The sequence below is a fragment of the Parvibaculum sp. genome (genome assembly GCF_035325945.1).
Taxonomy (GTDB): Bacteria; Pseudomonadota; Alphaproteobacteria; order Parvibaculales; family Parvibaculaceae; genus Parvibaculum.
This window is the reverse complement of the sequence record NZ_DAOKYX010000007.1, coordinates 46,871-68,190: the sequence shown is the minus strand read 5'-3', so window position 1 is coordinate 68,190 and position 21,320 is coordinate 46,871. Positions and strand designations below refer to the sequence as shown.

The 21,320-nt window shown below is 63.6% G+C and carries 19 protein-coding genes; 11 read left to right on the top strand and 8 right to left on the bottom strand.

Annotation, left to right across the window (positions count from 1 at the left end):
• Window positions 1-13 precede the first annotated feature (13 nt).
• Together trpE and PKA57_RS05870 are read right to left on the bottom strand one after the other, a co-directional pair.
• Window positions 14-1,525, bottom strand: a complete 1,512-nt coding sequence (gene trpE, locus PKA57_RS05875; protein ID WP_324298466.1) for an anthranilate synthase component I — start codon at window positions 1,523-1,525, stop codon at window positions 14-16.
• Window positions 1,526-1,544: 19 nt separating this feature from the next.
• A complete protein-coding gene (locus tag PKA57_RS05870; RefSeq protein WP_324298464.1) occupies window positions 1,545-3,443 on the bottom strand; it encodes a SurA N-terminal domain-containing protein in 1,899 nt (632 codons plus the stop codon).
• 252 nt (window positions 3,444-3,695) lie between these two features.
• Between PKA57_RS05870 and tpiA the strand changes: the two genes are divergently transcribed.
• The 4 genes from tpiA to kdsA all read left to right on the top strand — a co-directional run bounded on the left by tpiA (window position 3,696) and on the right by kdsA (window position 7,605).
• A complete protein-coding gene (gene tpiA, locus PKA57_RS05865) occupies window positions 3,696-4,475 on the top strand; it encodes a triose-phosphate isomerase (protein WP_324298462.1) in 780 nt (259 codons plus the stop codon).
• A gap of 117 nt (window positions 4,476-4,592) precedes the next feature.
• On the top strand, window positions 4,593-5,018 hold the full coding sequence (gene secG / locus PKA57_RS05860; RefSeq protein WP_324298460.1) for a preprotein translocase subunit SecG: 426 nt from the start codon (window positions 4,593-4,595) through the stop codon (window positions 5,016-5,018).
• Window positions 5,019-5,134: 116 nt separating this feature from the next.
• On the top strand, window positions 5,135-6,763 hold the full coding sequence (locus tag PKA57_RS05855; protein WP_324298458.1) for a CTP synthase: 1,629 nt from the start codon (window positions 5,135-5,137) through the stop codon (window positions 6,761-6,763).
• Window positions 6,764-6,771: 8 nt separating this feature from the next.
• A complete protein-coding gene (kdsA, locus tag PKA57_RS05850; RefSeq protein WP_324298456.1) occupies window positions 6,772-7,605 on the top strand; it encodes a 3-deoxy-8-phosphooctulonate synthase in 834 nt (277 codons plus the stop codon).
• A gap of 54 nt (window positions 7,606-7,659) precedes the next feature.
• Here kdsA and PKA57_RS05845 read toward each other — a convergent pair whose 3' ends face one another.
• The 6 genes from PKA57_RS05845 to PKA57_RS05820 form a co-directional block, all read right to left on the bottom strand.
• On the bottom strand, window positions 7,660-8,565 hold the full coding sequence (locus PKA57_RS05845) for a phytanoyl-CoA dioxygenase family protein (protein ID WP_324298454.1): 906 nt from the start codon (window positions 8,563-8,565) through the stop codon (window positions 7,660-7,662).
• Window positions 8,566-8,664: 99 nt separating this feature from the next.
• Window positions 8,665-9,120 carry a preQ(1) synthase gene (queF, locus tag PKA57_RS05840; RefSeq protein WP_324298452.1) on the bottom strand — a complete coding sequence of 152 codons (456 nt, stop codon included), beginning with the start codon at window positions 9,118-9,120 and terminating at the stop codon, window positions 8,665-8,667.
• Window positions 9,117-9,506, bottom strand: coding sequence for a 6-carboxytetrahydropterin synthase (locus PKA57_RS05835; RefSeq protein ID WP_324298450.1), 390 nt, complete (start codon window positions 9,504-9,506; stop codon window positions 9,117-9,119). The genes queF and PKA57_RS05835 overlap by 4 nt, the downstream gene beginning before the upstream one ends.
• Complete coding sequence (gene queE / locus PKA57_RS05830; RefSeq protein WP_324298448.1) at window positions 9,506-10,138, bottom strand: 7-carboxy-7-deazaguanine synthase; 633 nt, start codon at window positions 10,136-10,138, stop codon at window positions 9,506-9,508. Before queE ends, PKA57_RS05835 begins: the two co-directional genes overlap by 1 nt.
• A gap of 4 nt (window positions 10,139-10,142) precedes the next feature.
• Window positions 10,143-10,856, bottom strand: coding sequence for a 7-cyano-7-deazaguanine synthase QueC (gene queC / locus PKA57_RS05825; protein WP_324298446.1), 714 nt, complete (start codon window positions 10,854-10,856; stop codon window positions 10,143-10,145).
• Between the two features lie 144 nt (window positions 10,857-11,000).
• Window positions 11,001-12,752 carry a DUF1302 domain-containing protein gene (locus tag PKA57_RS05820; RefSeq protein ID WP_324298571.1) on the bottom strand — a complete coding sequence of 584 codons (1,752 nt, stop codon included), beginning with the start codon at window positions 12,750-12,752 and terminating at the stop codon, window positions 11,001-11,003.
• Window positions 12,753-13,172: 420 nt separating this feature from the next.
• Between PKA57_RS05820 and PKA57_RS05815 the strand changes: the two genes are divergently transcribed.
• The 7 genes from PKA57_RS05815 to PKA57_RS05785 form a co-directional block, all read left to right on the top strand.
• The gene (locus PKA57_RS05815; RefSeq protein WP_324298444.1) at window positions 13,173-13,721 is read left to right on the top strand and encodes a PadR family transcriptional regulator; all 549 of its coding nucleotides are present in this window, start codon (window positions 13,173-13,175) and stop codon (window positions 13,719-13,721) included.
• A gap of 124 nt (window positions 13,722-13,845) precedes the next feature.
• Window positions 13,846-15,120: a phosphopyruvate hydratase gene (gene eno / locus PKA57_RS05810; RefSeq protein WP_324298443.1), complete on the top strand. Its 1,275-nt coding sequence runs from the start codon at window positions 13,846-13,848 to the stop codon at window positions 15,118-15,120.
• A 285-nt stretch (window positions 15,121-15,405) separates the two neighbouring features.
• Window positions 15,406-16,761: a DUF1329 domain-containing protein gene (locus PKA57_RS05805; protein WP_324298441.1), complete on the top strand. Its 1,356-nt coding sequence runs from the start codon at window positions 15,406-15,408 to the stop codon at window positions 16,759-16,761.
• 168 nt (window positions 16,762-16,929) lie between these two features.
• The gene (locus PKA57_RS05800) at window positions 16,930-17,286 is read left to right on the top strand and encodes a septum formation initiator family protein (RefSeq protein ID WP_324298439.1); all 357 of its coding nucleotides are present in this window, start codon (window positions 16,930-16,932) and stop codon (window positions 17,284-17,286) included.
• 344 nt (window positions 17,287-17,630) lie between these two features.
• Complete coding sequence (pdhA, locus tag PKA57_RS05795) at window positions 17,631-18,731, top strand: pyruvate dehydrogenase (acetyl-transferring) E1 component subunit alpha (RefSeq protein WP_324298437.1); 1,101 nt, start codon at window positions 17,631-17,633, stop codon at window positions 18,729-18,731.
• A gap of 3 nt (window positions 18,732-18,734) precedes the next feature.
• The gene (locus tag PKA57_RS05790; protein WP_324298435.1) at window positions 18,735-20,105 is read left to right on the top strand and encodes a pyruvate dehydrogenase complex E1 component subunit beta; all 1,371 of its coding nucleotides are present in this window, start codon (window positions 18,735-18,737) and stop codon (window positions 20,103-20,105) included.
• A gap of 11 nt (window positions 20,106-20,116) precedes the next feature.
• The coding region (locus PKA57_RS05785; RefSeq protein WP_324298433.1) for a pyruvate dehydrogenase complex dihydrolipoamide acetyltransferase at window positions 20,117-21,320 on the top strand (1,204 nt) is incomplete at its 3' end.

The following is a 21,320-nucleotide window of genomic DNA, read 5'->3' as shown; positions in this document are numbered from 1 at the left end:
GGATGCGAGGGGCTTATTGCCGCCGCCCGCTCCGCGAGGCGTAGCGAACCGCTTCCTCGGCCGCGCGGAAGAGCGCCTTGGCCTTGTTGATGCTTTCCTGATTTTCGCCTTCGGGCGTCGAGTCGGCGACGACGCCGCCTCCCGCCTGTACATACATCCTGCCGTCCTTCACCAGCGCGGTGCGGAGCACGATGCAGGTGTCCATATCGCCGGCGGCCGAGAAATAGCCGACGCATCCGGCATAGATGCCGCGCTTTTCGAGCTCCAGCTCGTCGATGATCTCCATGGCGCGCACCTTGGGCGCACCGGAAACGGTGCCCGCTGGGAAGCCGGCGATGAGCGCCGCAATGGCGTCGTAATGGGGATCGAGATCGCCTTCCACGTTCGAGACGATGTGGATGAGATGCGAGGTGAGCTGCAGCGCGAACTTCTCCGTCACCTCGACCGTGCCGATCCTGGAGACGCGGCCGACATCGTTGCGGCCGAGATCGAGCAGCATCAGATGCTCGGCGCGTTCCTTCGGATCGGAAAGAAGCTCCTCGCCGATGGCGACGTCCTCCGCCGTGCTCTTGCCGCGGTGGCGCGTGCCCGCGATGGGACGGATCGTCACCCTTCCGTTCCGCACACGGACGAGAATCTCCGGGCTCGAGCCGACGATGGAGAATTTCTCGAAATTGAGGAAATAGAGATAGGGCGACGGATTGATCCGCCTCAGCGCGCGATAGAGCGCAAAGGGGGGTAGGGTGAAGGGCGCCTCGAAGCGCTGGGAGAGCACGACCTGGAATATGTCTCCCGCCGCGATGTAGTCCTTCGCCTTCCGCACCATGTCGAAATAGACGTCGCGCGGCGTGTTCGACACGGGCTCCGGCATGTCGGGCACGTTTTCGATCTGATCGACGTGGGGGAGCGATCGGCTGAAATCGTTCACGACATCGGTGAGCCTTTCGCCCGCGCGCGCATAGGCGGCGCGCGCGCTGATGCCGGGCTCGGGCCGCACAGGCGTCACGATGGTGACTTCGTCCTTCACCGAATCGAAGACCGCGATGATGGTCGGGCGCACGAAGAGCCCGTCAGGCAGGCCGAGCGCGTCCTTGGGCTGGTTCGGCAGATGCTCCATCAGCCGCACCATGTCATAGCCCATATAGCCGAAGACGCCGGCCGCCATGGGCGGCAGTTCCTCGGGAAGCGCGATCCGCGACTCCTCGATGAGCGCGCGGAGCGAGGCGAGCGCGCCGCCCTCACACGGCTCGAAGGTTTCCGCGTCGAAGCGCGCCTGCCGGTTGATCTCGGCCTTGTCGCCATTGGTGCGCCAGATGATGTCGGGCTTCAACCCGATGATCGAATAGCGCCCGCGCGTATCTCCGCCCTCGACGGATTCGAGCAGGAAGCTGTTGGGCTTCCCGTCGGCGATCTTGAGCATCGCCGAGACCGGCGTTTCGAGGTCGGCCACGAGCCGCGTCCACACGACCTGCGCCGTGCCGGAATTATAGGCGTGCTCGAAATCCGAATAGCCGGGTTGAATCATCGTGAACTCGTGCCGAGGGTTACTGATTGTAGTCCGTGCTCGTCACGCGCTGGAGAAGAGCGAGATTGAGCTTCACGCCGAGCCGCTGTTCGAGGTCGCCGACCGTCGTGGTGATCATGTCGGTCTGGAGCGAGTCCAGCATGTCGTCGTGGAGCTTCTTGTATTCGGCCGATTTGGGATCGGGCTTGGGATCGTTGATCGTCTTCACCTGCATGATGATGAGGCTTTCGCCGAAGCCGACGGGCCCATAGGTGAAGCCGCCCTTGGGCGCCGCGAAGAGGCGCGTCACGGCCACCCGCGAGAAGGTGTCGCTCTGCGAATAGCGCTTGATCTCGGGCGAGATGAGGACCGTGCGACCGAGTTCGCCGGCGAGCTTGTCGAAGCTCTCGCCCTTGTCGCCGCGCTCGACGAGCTTCTGCGCCATCACCTCGAGATCGGCCTTGCGCTTCTCGCTCTTCCAGAGCTTCACGACCTTGTCGCGCACCTTGTCGAGGGGCTCGAGCTGCTGCGGCTTCACATCGTCCACGCGCAGCCAGTAATAGCCGCCTTCGCCCGTGTCCCCCGGAGGGATCTGGTCGCCGGCCTCGCTCCTGAACACGGTTTCGATGAGGTTCTTGTACTCCGGCAGGCCTTCGGGCTTCTTGCCGTCGAGTGTCAGGCCCTTGATGGAGACGCCTGAGAACCGCACGACCTTGAGGTGGTTCTTCTCGGCGATTTCCTCCAGCGAAGCGCCGCCCGCGCGCGCGTCCTCGATGCTGTTCTGGACATCGTAGATGGCCGAGCGCGCCTGCTCGTCGGCGAGCATCTTGCGAAGCTTGTCCTTCGCCTCTTCAAATGTGCTGACCTTGCCGGGCTGGATTTCGGTGACATGCAGGATGACGGGGCCGAGCGGTCCCTTCACCGGCTCGCTATATTCGTTGGGCTTGAGCGCGAAGGCGGCGTCGGCCACGGCGGGCGAGATCATCTGGGCGCGGGTGACGAGGCCGAGCGAAACATCGCTCTTGTCGAGGCCCAGCCCTTCCAGGATCTCGTCGAGCGGATGTCCCTTGCGCAGCAGCTCGAGCGCGGCCTTGGCCGCATCGTCCGTGGCGAAGGGGATCTGCTCGACCATGCGCTTTTCGGCCACGTCGAATTCGGCCCGGCGCTGCTCATAGGTCTTCTGGAGATCGGCGTCGGAAATGGCGATCGTGGACATGAGGTCCTTGGGCTCCAGCACCATGAGGCTGAAGTCGCGCGTTTCCGGCACTGTAAAGTGGATGGCCGCCTTCTGGTGATAGGCGGCGAGGGTCTTCTCGTCGGGTTCGGCGATGGTGCCCACGGCTTCCGGCGGCAGGATCATGTAGGAGGCGACGCGCGTTTCCTGCTGATAGGTCGAAAACGCATCGAGCAGCGCGGTGGGCACGCCGACGCCGAGGCCCATCACATCGTTGATCTGCTGGCGCACCATGAAGTTCCGCCGGTCGGCGATGAAGGCGCTTTCGCTGACGCCCGCCTGGGCGAGCGCCTGCCGGAATTCCTGCGGGTCGAACTTCCCGAACGGTCCCTTGAGGGAGGGATCGGAAGTGATGTTCTGCGCGACGGCCTCGTCGCCGACAGCGAGCCCCATGCGATGCGCACCGCTATCGAGAGCGGAAAGCGCGATGAGGCGGGTGAGGGCGGCGCTGACAAGGCCGTACTGCTTGGCCTGATCGCGCGTGATCGGTTGCCCGAGCCGCTGCGAAAACTGCTTCATCTGGCTGTCGAGCTCGCGCTCGAACTGGGGAAGCGTGATCGACTCCTTGCCGACCTTCGCCACCTCGTCCGTCGAGTAGCCGCTGAAGACGTCGGCGATTCCCCAGACGGCGAAGCTCACGACCAGAAGGCCCATCATGATCTTGGCAAGCCAGCCGCTGGCGCCTCTCCTGAGACTATCGAGCATTCGTCGTCTTTCCGCTGAGTTGGGCCGTTGCTGCGGGACAGGCCGTTTGGTTGTAGCCGCCGGACAATCCGCCGCAGCCTTTCAGAAAGGCCGCATGATAGGTGCGGCCAACTGAGGCCGCAAGCGGGTTGGATCGGCTTCGCGATTGATTTTCCAAGCGAAAACGGTTTGGCGAGTCGTCGGCTCTCTGATAGATCGACACGGCTATCACGGAAGCCCGACCGGGCTTCGCAAGGCAGGGACTTAAAGTTTATGGCGGCTACGGCAAAGGCACCGCGCATCAAGGCGCTTGTCGCGGGCAACTGGAAGATGAACGGCCTCAAGGCCTCGAAGAAGGAGCTGGCCGGCCTTGCCCGGCGGCTGGCGAAGGGTGGCCGCCCTGCCTGCGATGTGCTCGTCTGCCCGCCCGCGACGCTCGTTTCGCTGCTGAAGGATGAAGCCAGGGGAACCCGGATCGCCATCGGCGCGCAGGACTGCCATGCCGCGGCCTCCGGCGCCCATACGGGCGATATCAGCGCGGAAATGCTGAAGGATGCCGGGGCGGGCTTCGTCATCGTCGGCCACTCCGAGCGCCGCGCCGACCACGGAGAAACGGACGCGCAGGTGCGGGCGAAGGCCGAGGCGGCCTGGCGCGCGGGCCTCGTCGCCATTGTCTGCATCGGCGAAACGGAAGCGCAGCGCGACGCGGGCGAAACGCTCAAGGTCATCCGCTCCCAGCTTTCCGGCTCGCTGCCCAAGGCCGCGACGGCGAAGACGACCGTCATCGCCTATGAGCCGGTCTGGGCGATCGGAACCGGCCGGACGCCGACCTCGGCCGACGTGGCCAAGGTCCATGCCGCCATCCGGGCCGCGCTGGTGAAGCGCTATGGCGCGGAAGGGGCCGCCATGCGCATTCTCTATGGAGGGTCCGTGAAACCCTCCAACGCAGCCGAACTCATGGCCGTTCCCAACGTGAACGGCGCGCTTGTCGGCGGCGCGAGCCTCAAGGCCGAGGATTTCTACGGCATCATCTCAGCCTATATTAAAGGTTAAAGGATGAGGCCCGAAGGGGTGGGGCTGGAAACGTGGGGCCGCATGCGCTAAAACCCCGGCGCATTGCTGCCCTGACGGGCGGCCCCGTTGCATGAACAGACCGGATTCCGAGGCGACATGGCCACCATCCTGCTCATAATCCACCTGATGGTCGCGATCGCGCTCGTCGTGCTCGTGCTCCTGCAGCGCTCCGAAGGCGGGGCTCTCGGTATTGGCGGGGGCGGCGGCCTGATGACGGGGCGGAGCGCCGGCAACGCGCTCACCCGCGGAACGGCCATCGCGGCGACGATTTTCTTCGCCACGAGCCTCGGCCTTGTCATTCTGGCCGCTCGTGGCGGCTCGGGCGGATCGCTGCTCGACAGGGTGGCTCCGGCTCCCGCGGGCACGCAGGCTCCGGCACCGGTCATTCCGGCGCCGCTTGGCTCCGGCCTCGACGACAAGGCCGCAAAGCCCGCCGCCGCGCCGCAGACGGCTCCGGCCCCCGAGGCGCCCCAGGCGCCAAAGACGGCCCCGGCGGAACCCAGCGTGCCGCGCGCGCAATAAAAGAACCCGGCCCGATCGGCACGAACGGGCGTAATTCACAGCTATTTGCGTCAGACCCGCCCTGTGGGCCAAGGTTTGACGATCCGAATCATTTTGTTGGTGTACGTTAAGGGCCCATGACGCGGTACATATTCATCACCGGCGGCGTGGTCTCCTCTCTTGGCAAGGGTCTCGCTTCCGCAGCGCTCGGCGCGCTTCTCCAGGCGCGCGGGTTTTCTGTCAGGCTTCGCAAGCTCGACCCCTACCTGAACGTCGATCCCGGCACCATGTCGCCTTACCAGCACGGTGAGGTCTATGTGACGGATGACGGAGCGGAGACCGATCTCGATCTGGGGCATTACGAGCGTTTCACGGGCGTGCCCGCGACGCGCGGCGACAACATCACCACCGGCCGCATCTATCAGGACATCATCGCGCGCGAGCGGCGCGGCGATTATCTGGGCGGCACGGTGCAGGTGATTCCCCATGTCACCGACGCCATCAAGGAATTCGTGCTGGCGGCCAATGACGGCGTGGACTTCGTGCTCTGCGAGATCGGCGGCACGGTGGGCGACATCGAGGGGCTTCCCTTCTTCGAGGCGATCCGCCAGCTCGGCAACGAGCTTGAGCGCGGGCAGACCTGCTTCATCCATCTGACGCTGCTGCCGTTCATTCCGAGCGCGGGCGAGATGAAGACGAAGCCGACGCAGCACTCCGTGAAGGAGCTGCGCTCCATCGGCATCCAGCCCGACATTCTCATGTGCCGTTGCGATCGGCCGATCCCGGCCGACGAGCGGCGCAAGATCGCGCTCTTCTGCAATGTGCGCGAAAGCGCGGTCATTCAGGCGATGGACGTGGACACGATCTACAACGTGCCGCACGCCTATCACATGGAAGGTCTGGACAGCGAAGTGCTGGCCGTCTTCGGCATCGAGGGATCGCCTGCGCCCGATCTCTCCAAGTGGAACGTCATCACCCGCAATGTCCGGGAGCCGGAAGGCGATGTGACCATCGCCATCGTCGGCAAGTACACGGGCCTAAAGGATGCCTACAAGTCGCTGAACGAGTCGCTCGTTCACGGCGGCATCGCCAACAAGGTCCGCGTGAACATAAAATGGCTCGAATCCGAAATCTTCGAGACGGAAGACACCGCCTATCACCTTGAAGACGTGAACGGCATCCTCGTTCCAGGCGGCTTCGGCGAGCGTGGCAGCGAGGGCAAGATCGCGGCGGCGCATTTCGCGCGCACGCGCGCCGTTCCCTATTTCGGCATCTGCTTCGGCATGCAGATGGCGGTGATCGAGGCGCTGCGCAATCTCGCCGGGCTCAGCGGCGCAAGCTCGACGGAGTTCGGCCCCACGAACGAGCCCGTCGTCGGCCTCATGACCGAATGGATGCGTGAGAACGAGCTGGTCCGCCGGGCGGCCGACGGCAATCTCGGCGGCACCATGCGGCTCGGCGCCTATGAGGCGCTCCTTCTCGAAGGCAGCCGCGTGGCGCAGATTTATGGCACGACGCGCATCAGCGAGCGGCATCGCCACCGTTACGAGGTCAACATGACCTATCGCGAGAAGCTCGAAGGCGCGGGCGTCGTCATCTCCGGCACGTCGCCCGACGGGCTCCTGCCCGAGATCATCGAGATCCCGACGCACCCGTGGTACATTGGCGTCCAGTATCACCCGGAATTGAAGTCGAAGCCTTTCGACCCGCATCCCTTGTTCCGGTCCTTCATCGAGGCCGCGGTCGCGCAAAGCCGTCTGGTATAGGTCGTCCCATGCAAGCGAATGCCATCGTCAAGGTCGGCAATCTCGAAATCGGCAACGACAGGCCGTTCACGCTGATCGCGGGGCCGTGTCAGCTCGAAACGCGCCAGCACGCCTTCGACATGGCCGGCGCGATCAAGGAGATCGCGACGAAGCTCGGCATCGGCTTCATCTACAAGACCTCGTTCGACAAGGCGAACCGGACGAGCCGCAATGCCAAGCGCGGGCTCGGCCTCGACCTCGCATTGCCCATCTTCGAGGATCTGCGCAGCGATCTCGACGTGCCCGTGCTGACGGACGTGCATGAGCGCGAGCAATGCAAGGAAGTGGCGCATGTCGTCGATGTGCTTCAGATCCCGGCGTTTCTCTGCCGGCAGACCGATCTCCTCGATGCGGCGGCGCGCACCGGCCGGGTCGTCAATGTGAAGAAGGGCCAGTTCCTCGCGCCTTGGGACATGAAGAACGTGGTGGCGAAGGTCGTCGATTCCGGCAATCCGAACGTGCTGGCGACGGAGCGGGGCGTTTCCTTCGGCTACAACACGCTCGTCAACGACATGCGCGCCATTCCGATCATGAAGGAGCAGTGCGGATGCCCGATCGTGATCGATGCCACGCATTCGGTCCAGCAGCCCGGCGGGCAGGGCACGGCCTCGGGCGGCGACCGCCGCATGGTGCCCCATATCGCGCGCGCGGCGGTTTCGCTCGGTGTCGGCGCGGTCTTCCTCGAAACGCATCAGGACCCGGACAACGCGCCCTCCGACGGCCCGAACATGGTCAGGCTTTCCGAGCTTGAGGGGCTGCTCGCCAACCTCAAGAAATTCGACGAGCTGGCGAAATCCGCCTGAGCGGGAGGCGCCTGATCAGGAGGCGCATGGCCGCGCCTCCTGTGCCCGGCCGGCTTATCGCGCCGGTTCCTTGGCGCTGACCGATTCCGACAGCGACTGCAGCAAATCCTCCGATCCGAATGCCGAGCCGGACGCGTTGCCATTGAGCGCGAAGTCCGGCGGCACAAGCTCCGGCCCTTTGCCCGCCGGAAGCGGCGGCGTGTAGTAGCCGAGCGCATAGCTCCCCAGCGCATAGCCGATCAGCGCCTGAAGTTCGGGCGAGAGCGTTCGCGCGATCTCGGGCGGGCAGGAGAGATACTGGTTCTCCTCCTGCCGGAGCCAGCCGAGCGTATAGGTGATGTTGATGCCGATGCGGTCGCCGCTCGATATATTTTCGCCGCCGCCATGAAAGACCGAGCCGGTATAAACGAGCACCGAGCCGGGCGACATTTCTGCATAGCCGATTTCGTCCGTGGTCGGACGGCGGTCGTCCGGCCAGCCGGTGCTTCCGGGCACGACCTGGGTTGCGCCATTTTCATGCGTGAATTCGGTAACGGCCCAGATCGTGTTGAATTGCGGCTCGATGTCCTTGAGGAATGTGCCCCATGCCCAGCGGTCGCGATGGATCGGCTGCTTCGGCTGGCCGGGCCTGATGCGGATGACCTGTGTGAGATGAAGCTGGATACGCTCGCAATAGGGCTTGAGGAAGTTCGCCGCGGCCTCGACGAGTTTGGGATGGGCGATCATCTCGCGCGACGTCGGCGAACGGGAGACAAGCGCGCCCGTCCGCGTGGTGAGCCTGCCCGTGAAATCGTCGCGGCCCGGCTCCGTCGCCTCGACATAGGGCATGATCTCGTCGCGCACGGCGCGCACCTGCGCGGCGCTCAGAACATCCTTCAGGATGAGCGCTCCGTCGCGATTGAGGATCGACAGGATTTCGTCCGTCGTCGCGGTGGCAGGCAGAGTTTCAAGTTTCGGCATGTCGTCGCTCCCCGGTCCGCCGTTTTGATCGGCGTTTGATTTTCGGAGAGTTTGACAGGATCGGCGGCGAAAGGGCCAGCCCTTTCGTCAGTTCAGGATTCAGCCACGCCCGCGATAGGGGGCGACGCCCTGATCGGGAACCCAGACGCCTGCCGGGAGCTTGCCCGTCTGCCAGAAGACATCGATGGGAATGCCGCCGCGCGGATACCAGTAGCCGCCGATGCGGAGCCATTTCGGCGCGAGCGTCTTCGCAAGCCGCTTGCCGATGGCCACCGTGCAGTCTTCGTGGAACGCGCCGTGATTGCGGAAGGATTGCAGATAGAGCTTCAGCGACTTCGATTCGACGAGCCACTTTCCCGGCACGTAGTCGATGACGAGATGCGCGAAATCGGGCTGTCCCGTCACCGGGCAGATCGAGGTGAATTCGGGCACGGTGAAGCGCGCGACATAATTCGCATCGGCATGCGGGTTCGGCACGCGCTCGAGTTCCGCCGTCTCGGGGGAGACGGGAATCTCCACCTTCGCGCCAAGCTGCGTCAGCTTCGACTTGCTCATGCGGGCCTTCCTTCGTTCTTTTCCGCCTGCGGACCATCGTAGACGCATCCTTCATTGCAGGAGGCGCGATGAATTTCGATCCGTGCGATTTCGGGCAGCGGTGTCTTGAGTTCGTCCCAGATCCACATGGCGATGCGCTCGAGTGTCGGGAATTCGAGCCCCTCGATCTCGTTCAGCAGACGATGATCGAGCTTTTCGCGCACGCGCAAGAGTTCGCGTTCGACATCCTCGAAATGGCGCACGAGGCCGGTTTCCGCCGCGGGCTTTCCCTCCAGCCAGACGACGGCGCGGAAGGAATGGCCATGCATCCGGCGATTGGGATGGCCGTCGGCCGCATAGGGCAGAAAATGCGCCGCGTCGAAAAGGAATTCCTTGTAAATGCGCATCAGGGAATACCGATCATCTTGTGTGTCTGCAGCGAAAGCCGCCACTTCGGATGAGCGAGACAATAGTCGGTCGCGGCCTTGGTGTTCTCTGCGACATGGGGTCCATCCATGGGCTGCAGCAGAAAATGGCTGAAATCCAGACTTTCAAACCGCTCGGGGCGGGCCTTGTCCTGAGGATAGACGAGCTTGAGTTCGCTGCCTGAGAGCTGTTTCAGCTCCGCATCGGCCTTGGGGCTCACGCAGATCCAGTCGATGCCTTCGGGCGCGGCGATCGTGCCGTTGGTTTCGACCGCGATCTCGAAACCGCGCTCATGAAGGGCGGCGATGAGCGGCGCGTCGAGTTGCAGCAGCGGTTCGCCGCCCGTGCAGACGACGAAGCGATGCGCGTGCGTGCCAGCCGCCCAGGCGCGCTCGACCGCATCGGCAAGGACGGCCGCATCGGCGAATTTGCCGCCGCCCGGGCCATCCGTGCCGACGAAATCCGTGTCGCAGAAGGTGCAGACGGCCCGTGCGCGATCCTCCTCGCGACCGGTCCACAGATTGCAGCCCGCGAACCGGCAGAAAACGGCCGGCCGCCCCGCATTCGCGCCTTCGCCTTGCAGCGTGTAAAAGATTTCCTTCACCGAATACATGAGCTCAAGCCTTCGCGGCCATATAGGCCGCATAACCCCTGGCCCGCAATTCGCAGGCCGGGCATGTGCCGCATCCATAACCCCAGTCATGGCGATGTGTGCGGTCGCCGCGATAGCAGCTATGCGAATGCTCGACGATGATGTGCACCAGCGCCGGTCCGCCGAGTTCTTCCGCCAGCGCCCATGTGGCAGCTTTGTCGATCCACATCAAGGGTGTTTCGATGGTGAAATGCCGCGCCATGCCGAGCGAGAGCGCTTTCGCAAGCGTCTGGATCGTATCGCTCCGGCAGTCGGGATAGCCGGAATAGTCCGTTTCGCACATACCGCCGACAAGCGTGCCGGCGCCGCGCCTGTAGCCAAGCGCCGCCGCATAGGTAAAGAACAGGAGATTGCGGCCGGGCACGAAGGTGTTCGGAAGGCCGTTCTCGTCCATTTCGATGGCGACATCGCGGGTCAGCGCCGTTTCGCTGATGGCCGCGAGTTCGGTGAGGTGGAGCATGTGATCGGGGCCGAGCCGCGGCGCCCAGCTCGGAAAGGCGCTGGCGACTTCCTCGCGCAGCCGCGCCCGGCAGGTAAGCTCGACCGCATGGCTCTGGCCATAGTCGAAGCCGACCGTTTCGACGGCATCATAACGCTCGAGCGCCCAGGCGAGGCAGACCGTCGAATCCTGTCCGCCCGAGAAGAGCACGAGAGCCTTGGAATTGCTGCGATCTGGCATCGGTTTTCTCCGGTTCGAGGCTTTTGAACAGGAGGCGGCCGCCGCCGTCAAGCGGCCCAAAAAATGCCGCCCCGGGGAGGACTGGCCTTCCCGGGGCGGTGTATGCCGGCATCTCTGGGGGGCAGGGATGCCGTCAAGTCAGCGTCAGAACGCGTAGGAAATGCTGGCCATCGCGAAGTCGCGATCGGAGACAGCGTTGTACCAGCCGGCGCCGAAGCTCGAGGTCCAGCTCAGGCTGGCCTTGATCGCCTGATACTTCGCATCCGCGCCGAGCGAGACCGTCTTGAGGCCCTTCAGATAACCGGCCGTGTTCGGCCCCGGCGCGTAGCCGAGCACGTCATGACGCCAGACGATCTTCGGCGAGATGGTGACCGCCGTGCCGAAGGCGTTCGGATAGTCGACGACCACGAGCGCGCGATAGCCCGACGAGAAGCTCGTCGCGTATTGCGGGTTGCCGGCGCCGCTCGTCAGCAGAGCTGCCGCGAACGGGTTGCGGATGCCACCCTCGGGGCCGGCGCGGTTGAGCGGGTAGGCGCCCGCATCCGGCACATAGACGAAACCGGCGTTGACGATGAAGGCACCGCTATCCGCGCCGAGATTGCGCGGCAGGAAGTCCGTCGTCGAGAAAGCCGAGATCGTGCCGATCTGCCCCTGCCAGGCATTGAGGTCGATATGCGCGAGCGTCGACTGCCCGGCGCCAGGCGCGAAGGGGAGGCTGCTGAAGCGGCAGGCCGGGGGTACGCAACCGCCACCGGAGAGGAAGGGCGATGCACCAAGCCCGTCCATCTGCGAGGCGTTGAGTTCGGCGTCGGAGATGCCGAATGCCATCTTGGGCGAGAAGGTGACTTCGCCCGAGAGCGCCGTGCCCTCGACCGTCGTGCTGAAGCTCGCGCCAATCGTGTTGATGGTCGGGAAGTCGTAGAAATAGGAGGCGTTGTTCGAGCCGATGACGAAGGCCGCGTTAACACCGGCTGCTGTGGAACAGTCGAGGCCATAGAGCGGATTGGCGCAGGTCTCGGCGAAGGTCTCACCGCCATTGGTGAAGCCCAGATAGGGCAGGCGGCTCGAATAGCGCGTGAAGTAGAGGCCAAAATCGGTGCCCGTTCCGACATTGTCCGCGTAGTAGTGCGCGGCGAGGCCGAACTGGTTGCGGTCGCTCGCGCCACGGTCGCCCTCGCGGGGAAGCGAGATGGCGGCCAGACCGATCCTGTCGTTGATTCCGACAGAGAAGGCGGGCAGCGAACCGCGGCCGACGATGTCGTCCGTCGAGAAGAACGAACCGGCCGGATCGAGTTCCGTGCGCTTGTAGGAGAACTGCCAGAAGGCTTCGATCGTCAGCGCATCGGTCGCCGCGAAGGAGCCATAGACCATCGGCATGGGCGTCATGCCGTCCTTCAGTTCCGCACCCGGCGTGCGAAGCGCGGTGACATCGAAGGCCTGGAAGTTGTTCACGCCACCGGAGATGAAGATGCTCTCGCCCCAGTTGAGAGCCTGCTTGCCGACGCGAAGCGTCGTGGCATGGCCGTCAACGTCCCAATTGCCGTAAACGAAGGCGTCGAGCACGTTGACGTTGTATTCGAGCTGCTCCTTGCCGTCGCGCTGCAGGTCGCGGAAGCGCAGGTCGTTCCGGGCATAGACCGCGTTGTAGAAGGCGGTCGGACGCACGAAGGCGCCGTAATTGCCCCACTTGGCGTGAACGTCGGCGGTGACGCGGCCGATCGCGTCGGTGATGTCGCCCCGATCGAAGTTCAGATTGCCGTTGTCGGAGTTGATACCCGTCCAACGACCGCTCGACGAGGCGCAGCCGCCATTGACTTGGGACACGTGCTCGCAGCTGCGCGCGCTGGTCCGCATGGTCATGCCCAGCGAGACCGTCGTGTCGATCGAGACGTCGATGTCGCCGAATTTGAACTATTCGGCCTGTGCCGTTCCGCCCGCCATCAAGGCGAACGCTGCGGCAGCGCCGAAAAACGCAGATTTCATGGTGCCCCGGCCCATCTGATGGGTCGTGACAGTGGGCGTTCCCGCCGATACTCTCATTTTGATTGTTTCTCCCGCTTGCTTCGAGTTCGGCGCCGACATCAGCCGACAGCGCCGAAGTAGAGCGGCCGGGTCCGAGGGGGGAGCCGGCCGCGAGGTGGTGAGGGATGCTGACCTTTGACTGAGGAGGAGGGTTTGATCAGTCGATTATAGTTATGTGTAATAGGTGGAATAAACCTACTAGCAAAAATCTTATATATAAAACACGCTATCCCTAGCAAGAGGGATAGTCGGTCTGCTGACGGGGAGGGAAGCGGATTGAATACAAAGGAACTGTTGCTCAGCGTTTTGATGGCGGGGCCCGCGACCGGGTACGACATCAAGAAGGTGCTGGAGCAGGAAGTCTCGAAGATCGTCGATGTGACGATCAGCAACATCTACCCCGCGCTCAACGAGCTTGCGGCCGAAGGTCTTGTGACCTACGAGCGGGTGGAGCAGGAAAACCGTCCGGCGAAGAAGGTCTATGCGATCACGGATGCGGGACGTTCCGTCTGTCTGAACACACTCATGACGGTGAATGCGCGCCACAGGCTCCGCTCGGAATTCATGTTTCTGCTGAGCTTTGCGCCCTATCTGCCAAGACGAAGGATCAAAACCCTTCTCGACGAGCGCCTCGCCGATCTCGATGAGGTCTATGCCTCGCTCGACGATATCGAGGCCGCTGGTCCCGCCGGCCAGGGACCGGCGACGCCGGGGCAGGCGTTCTGCGTCGGCATGGGGCGCGCCATGATCGAGGCCGAGCGGAATTACATCCTCAACAATCGCGACTGGTTGCTGAGGCAGGCCCCGGAAGAATTGCCCTTCGCCGAACTGGTGCCTGGCTGAGGCGCGGAGCGACAAGGCCCCTTTCGCGGGGCGCGTCTCTCCGATAGAAACGCGCAACCCCTCCGCGGCGCCCGGCGCGCCGGGAGGGGCATTGGCGATTTCCAATCATCGGAGTCTGTAAGACATGGCTGCAATCATCGACATCATTGGCCGCGAAATTCTGGATAGCCGCGGTAATCCGACGGTCGAGGTCGATGTTCTGCTCGAAGATGGCGCTCTCGGCCGTGCGGCCGTGCCCTCCGGCGCGTCGACAGGCGCGCATGAGGCTGTGGAACTGCGCGATGGCGGCAGCCGCTACAAGGGCAAGGGCGTCAGAACGGCGGTCGCCGCGATCAATGGCGAGATATTCGACGCCATCGGCGGCATGGATGCTGCCGAGCAGATCGCCATCGACCGGGCCATGTGCGAACTCGACGGCACGCCCAACAAATCGCGAATCGGCGCCAACGCCATTCTCGGCGTTTCGCTGGCCGTCGCGAAAGCGCAGGCCCTTTCCCAGGATCAGGCACTCTTCCGCTATGTCGGCGGGCCGGCGGCCCGCATACTGCCGGTGCCGATGATGAACATCGTCAATGGCGGTCAGCATGCCGACAATCCGATCGACATTCAGGAATTCATGATCATGCCGGTCGCCGCCGAAACCTTCGGCGACGCGCTGCGCATGGGTGCCGAAGTCTTCCACACGCTCAAGGCGGAGCTGAAGGCGGCCGGGCACAACACCAATGTGGGCGACGAAGGCGGCTTCGCGCCGAACCTCGCCTCGACCGAAGACGCTATCGGCTTCGTCATGAAGGCGATCGAGAAGGCCGGCTACAAGCCGGGCGAGGATATCTACCTCGCGCTCGATGCCGCCTCGACCGAGTTCTACAAGGGCGGCGTCTACAATCTCGAAGGCGAGGGCAAGAAGCTCGATGCCGGCGGCATGGTTGAGTATTGGCGCCACCTCGTCAGCCGCTATCCGATCATCTCGATCGAGGACGGCATGGCGGAGGACGACTGGCAGGGCTGGAAGGCGCTCACCGAAGCGATCGGCGACAAGGTTCAGCTCGTGGGCGACGATCTCTTCGTGACCAACAGGCGCCGCCTGGCCGAAGGCATCGCCAAGGGCGTGGCGAACTCGATTCTCGTAAAGGTGAACCAGATCGGCACTCTCACCGAGACGCTCGAGGCCGTCGAACTGGCGCACAAGGCGAGCTACACGGCTGTCATGTCGCATCGTTCCGGCGAAACTGAGGATGCGACCATCGCCGATCTCGCGGTGGCGACGAATTGCGGCCAGATCAAGACCGGTTCGCTCGCGCGTTCCGACCGGCTGGCGAAATACAACCAGCTCCTCCGCATCGAGGAACTGCTCGGGCCGACCGCCGAATATGCCGGCAGGAGCGTCCTGAAGCGCTGAATGCGCTGATGAAAGCCCCTCGGATCCCGGGGGGTTTTTCATAAAATTCAAATACTTGTGGAACACGAATCGAGCGCGGCGACGCCGCCTTCGATTCGTGACCATATTCAGCGACTTCATGACGCTATCTGAGGCGCGGCTTTAAGCGCTTCGTCACGCTATTCCTCAAAAATTGGCGCATGCGTCATGTTGGAGATTGACACCGGCACACTAATGCTGGTCATCTTATGTCTAAGACAACTATGTCTGAAAAACCCAAACAGGCATGCAATTAGGGAGAAGGGGATGAGGATCTCATTTCTGGCGATCGGTACGCTCGCCATGCTGCTACCCGTTGGAGCCGGCGCGGCCGTGCCGGACGCCCAGGCCAATCGCCTTGGCAATGATCTGACGCCGATCGGCGCCGAAAAGGCGGGTGAGGGGGATATCCCCGCCTGGACCGGCGGTCTGACGACGGTTCCGAGCAATGTGACTTACAAGGTCGGCGACCACCTGCCGGACCCGTTTGCCAGCGACCCGATCAAGTACACGGTGACCTCGGCGAACGCCGCGCAGTATGACGCCATTCTGACCGAGGGTCAGAAGGCGCTCATGAAGACCTATCCGGACTACAAGCTCAACGTCTACGAGACGCGCCGTAGCTGCGCCTATCCGGACAACGTCTATGCGGCGACGAAGAACAACGCGAAGGTCGGCGAGCTCGTCGGCGGCGGTTCGGGCGTCGAAGGCGCGATCATGGGCTTCCCCTTCCCGATCGCGAACAACGCCTTCGAGATGATGTGGAACCACACGCTGCGCTACCGCTCCTACAAGGTGACGCGCCAGTTCGCGGCCGCTCCTGTCACGCGCAGCGGCGACTACACGCTGACCATCGTGCAGGACGAAGCGCTCTTCCCCTGGTCCGACCCGGCAAAGAAGCGCGCCGAGGAACTGAACAACATCTCGCTCTACTACCTCGCCAACACGATCGCGCCGGCCCGCGAAGCGGGTAACGTCGTCCTCGTTTACGACGCCCTGAACGCGACGCTCAATGGCGGCCGTCAGGCATGGCAGTACAGCCCCGGCACCCGCCGCGTGCGCCGTGCGCCGAACATCTCCTACGACAACCCGGGCACGAACTCGGACGGTCTTTCGACCTCTGACGCGTTCGACGGCTACAACGGCGCGCTCGACCGTTACGACTGGGCCGTCATCGACAAGTCGCCGAAGCTCATCGCCGCCAACGCCTACAAGGCGGAAGCTGCGAAGTACAAGGACTTCCTGAAGCCCGGTCACCTCAACCAGGATCTGATCCGCTACGAGCTGCATCGTACCTGGAACTTCGAGGCGAAGCTCCGTCCGAGCACGCGCCACGTCTATGCCCGCCGCGTCTATCACAATGACGAAGACGCCTGGCAGGTTTCGGCGGCCGAACTCTATGACGGCCGTGGCCAGCTCTGGCGCGTCCAGGAAATGCAGCAGATCCAGCGCTACAACGTGCCGCTCTGCAACGCCGGTGCGGAAGTCGTCTACGACCTCCAGGCTGGCCGTTACCTCGCTCTCGCCATGCAGAACGAGGAGCCGGCGGTCAACTACTTCGCCGACGAGCTCGACCCGAGCCGCTACACGCCGAACTCGATCCGGCAATTGGGCGTGCGATAAGTTCCCTCCACGATCTTATCGCTAAACTGGGCTGCGTGGCCGAGGCCGCGCAGCCCCTTTTTGTTTGAGGGCGAGCCTGCGACGCGCGCAAAGCCGCGCGTCTCGTGCGAGGATGGTTGACGAAGGGAATCCCTCTGTGATTCCTTGTTGTTCATGAGGGATATGGGCTTGATTCGTACCAGGGAACCGCTGCGCTTGCGCCATGCGCTCGTGCCGCTCGTCGGTCTCATCGTCATCAGCTACTTCGCCTATCACGCGGTTTACGGCCAGCATGGGTTCATCGCCTGGCTGAGCCTCCAGAACCGCGTCGACACGCTCGACCAGCAGCTTGCGGAGGTGCGGGCGGCGCGGGAACAGCTCGACCGGCAGGTGGCGCTGCTGCGCCCTGAAAGCCTCGACCCCGACCTTCTCGACGAGCGCGCGCGCGCGACCCTCGGCTTTGCCAATCCGAACGACATCGTCATCTTCCGCGAGCGTCCGGCCGCGACCTCGCCGAGAAATGCCGCGCCGCAGCCGGGCCGCTGAGAGGCGTATAGAGGCGTTCCCGACGTCTTCTTCTTTCATCTGATCGCCAATTGACGCGCACATTTCCTCCGCCGCGTGCGCCGCGTCTCTTTTTGTCATGCCGGGCTTGACCCGGCATCGATCTTTTCCCGGAACTGCTGCTCCGTCGATTTTCAGCCTGTCTCTAAGCCATTGGCATCACGAGATAATTAACCGATTATCGGTTAACTTATATTTTTTGTTTTGAAATCAAACATTTACGTCAAGTGTTTAGAGTGCATGATAGTTGCGACCCGCGCGGCTGCGGTCCTGCGCCGGGTGACGATGCGGGCGGTTCTGCCTTTTCAATGAGAAGCGGAAGATCAATGGCACCCAAAACTCCCAAAGCGGCAAAACAGGTCAAGCAGGCGAGCGGCGCAGCGACGACGCCCGCGCGCAAGGCGGCCAGAAAGCCGGCGACGAAAAAGCCCGTGAAATCGGATGGCCCGCCGCCGCTGACGCCAGAGGAGGAACTGAAGGCCTACCGGGAGATGCTGCTCATCCGCCGCTTTGAGGAGAAGGCGGGGCAGATGTATGGCATGGGTCTCATTGGGGGGTTCTGCCACCTCTATATCGGTCAGGAGGCCGTGGTGGTCGGTGTGCTCGGCGCGATGAAGCCGGGCGATCAGGTCGTCACCGGCTATCGCGATCACGGCCACATGCTCGCCTGCGGAATGGACGCGAAGGGCGTCATGGCCGAACTGACCGGCCGCGCGGGCGGATATTCCAAGGGCAAGGGCGGCTCGATGCACATGTTCAGCATCGAGAAGGATTTCTATGGCGGCCACGGCATCGTCGGCGCGCCCGTGCCCATCGGAACGGGGCTTGCCTTCGCCAATAAGTATCGCGGCAATGACAATGTATCCCTGACCTTCTTCGGCGATGGCGCGGCAAATCAGGGCCAGGTCTATGAGAGCTTCAACATGGCCGAGCTCTGGCGGCTTCCGGTCGTCTATGTGATCGAGAACAATCAATACGCGATGGGAACGAGCCTTGCGCGCGGCTCGGCGCAGACCAATCTCTCCAAGCGCGGCGTGAGCTTCAACATACCGGGCGAGCAGGTCGACGGAATGGATGTGCGCGCGGTGCGCGCCGCCGCCATCAAGGCGATCGAATGGTGCCGCGCGGGCAAGGGGCCCTACATTCTCGAAATGCTGACCTATCGCTATCGCGGGCATTCCATGTCGGACCCGGCGAAGTATCGCGCCAAGGAAGAAGTGAACAAGATGCGCCAGGAGCACGACGCGATCGAGCAGGTGCGCCACAGGCTCCTTGAAAGCGGCAAGAGCGAGGACGAGCTGAAGGAGATCGACCGCGAGATCAGGGCGATCGTCAACGATGCCGCACAATTCGCACAGGACAGCCCGGAGCCCGATCCTTCGGAACTCTGGACCGATGTGCTGGCTGACGCGAATGTGGGGGCCTGAGCCATGACGACGAATATTCTCATGCCCGCGCTTTCGCCGACGATGGAAGAGGGCACGCTGACCAAGTGGTTCGTCAAGGAAGGCGATGAGGTTCGCTCGGGCGACGTGATCGCGGAAATCGAAACCGACAAGGCGACGATGGAAGTCGAGGCGGTCGATGAAGGCAGGATCGAAAAGATCCTCGTCCCGGCCGGAACCGAGAATGTGAAGGTCAACGCCGTCATCGCCACATTGGCGGGCGAGGAAGGGGCCAGCGGATCCGCGCAGCCACCGCAAGCAGAGGCCGCGGCGCCCGCGCCTGAAGCCCGCCCCGCGAGTCATAAGCCGAAGGCGGCGGCAGCCGCGCCGCATATCGAAACGGCGCGCGAACCGGAAATTCCGGCTGGTACGGAATTCGTCACCCAGACTGTGCGCGAGGCGCTGCGCGACGCAATGGCCGAGGAAATGCGCCGCGACGACAGTGTCTTCGTCATGGGCGAGGAGGTCGCCGAATATCAGGGCGCCTACAAGGTCACGCAGGGCCTGCTCGAGGAGTTCGGCGCGCGGCGCGTCGTCGATACGCCGATCACGGAGCATGGGTTCGCGGGGCTTGGCGTCGGGGCGGCCTTTGCGGGACTGCGCCCGATCGTCGAGTTCATGACCTTCAACTTCGCCATGCAGGCGATCGACCATCTCATCAACTCGGCGGCTAAGACGCGCTACATGTCCGGCGGACAGATGGCGACGCCCATGGTCTTTCGCGGACCGAACGGGCCCGCGGCGCGCGTCGCCGCGCAGCACAGTCAGGATTATTCCTCCTGGTACGCACATATTCCCGGCCTCATCGTCATCGCGCCCTATTCGGCGGCGGATGCGAAGGGGCTCCTCAAGGCGGCGATCCGCGACCCGAACCCCGTCATCTTTCTCGAAAACGAAATTCTCTACGGCAAGAGCTTCGAGGTGCCGAAGCTCGACGATTTTGTTCTTCCCATCGGCAAGGCGCGCGTGCTGAAGGAGGGGAGCGACGTCACCATCGTTTCGCACAGCCATGGCCTCACCTATTGCATCGAGGCGGCCGAGAAGCTCGCCGCGCTCGGCATCGACGCTGAAATCATCGACCTGCGGACCTTGCGCCCGCTCGACATCGAAACGATCCTGCTCTCGGTGAAGAAGACGAACCGGCTGGTGACGGTCGAGGAAACATGGCCTGTCTGCGGCATCGGCGCGGAAATCGCCGCGCGCGTGCAGGCGGAAGCCTTCGACTGGCTCGATGCGCCCATCCTGCGCGTGACGCAGAAGGATGTGCCCATGCCCTATGCGGCCAATCTCGAAAAGCTGGCGCTGCCCAGCGCGGACGAGGTGGTGGAGGCGGTGAAAGCCGTCTGCTACCGCTAGAGGAGGGGAGGATGCCGACACCCATTCTGATGCCCGCGCTTTCGCCCACCATGGAGGAGGGCACGCTCACGAAGTGGCATGTGAAGGAGGGCGATGAGGTCCATTCCGGCGACGTCATTGCCGAGATTGAAACGGACAAGGCGACGATGGAGGTGGAGGCGGTCGATGAAGGCCGCATCGGCAAGCTTCTCGTGGCAGAAGGAACGGAGAACGTACCCGTCAACCAGCCCATCGCCCTGCTGCTCGGCGAGGGCGAGACGGCGGATGCCCTGAAGGAAGCGGCGGCGCCACCGGTTGCGCCTTCTCCTTCGCGTCCCAAGGAGGCTGCCGGGGTGGAAAGCAAGAGCCCGCCGGCCAGTCCAGCGCTCGCGACATCGACACAAGAAGCGAAGGCTGCAAGGAGCGCCGAGGCGGGCCGCATTTTCGCCTCGCCTCTTGCCCGGCGCATCGCGAAGGAAAAGGGTATCGATCTCGCAGCGATCACAGGCTCCGGCCCGCGCGGGCGCATCGTGAAGGCGGATGTCGAAGGGGCGAAGCCCGGAATGGCAGCCCCGCGTCCAGCACCGCTCGCGGCAGCGCCCGGCGTCCCGGCGCCGGCAATCGATCCTCGCGCATTCTACGAGACGGGGAGCTATGACGAAATCCCGCTCGACAGCATGCGGCGGACGATTGCCCGCCGTCTAACTCAGGCGATGCAGGAAATTCCGCATTTCTACCTCACCGTCGATTGTCAGCTCGACGAGCTGCTCCGTATCAGGAAGGATTTGAACGCGAAGTCGGAAGGCGGCATAAAACTTTCAGTGAATGACTTCGTGGTCCGCGCCGCCGCTCTCGCGCTGATGAAAGTTCCCGATGTCAATGTGAGTTTCGCGGGCAGCGCGCTGCTCCGGCACCATCACGCCGATATCGGAATTGCCGTGGCGCTCGAACACGGGCTCATCACGCCCATCATCCGCGCGGCGGAAACGAAAGGCCTCGCCGAAATTTCGGCGGAGGCACGGGAACTGGCCGAGCGCGCGCGGGAAAAGAAGCTCAAGCCGAATGAATTCGAGGGCGGCAGCTTCTCGATTTCCAATCTCGGCATGTTCGGCATCAAGCATTTCACGGCGGTCCTGAACCTGCCGGAGGTCGCCATCCTGGCCGTCGGCGCCACCGGGGCTCGCCCCGTCGTCGCGGGCGGTCAACTCTCCGTGGGCTCGGCCATGAGCCTCACCC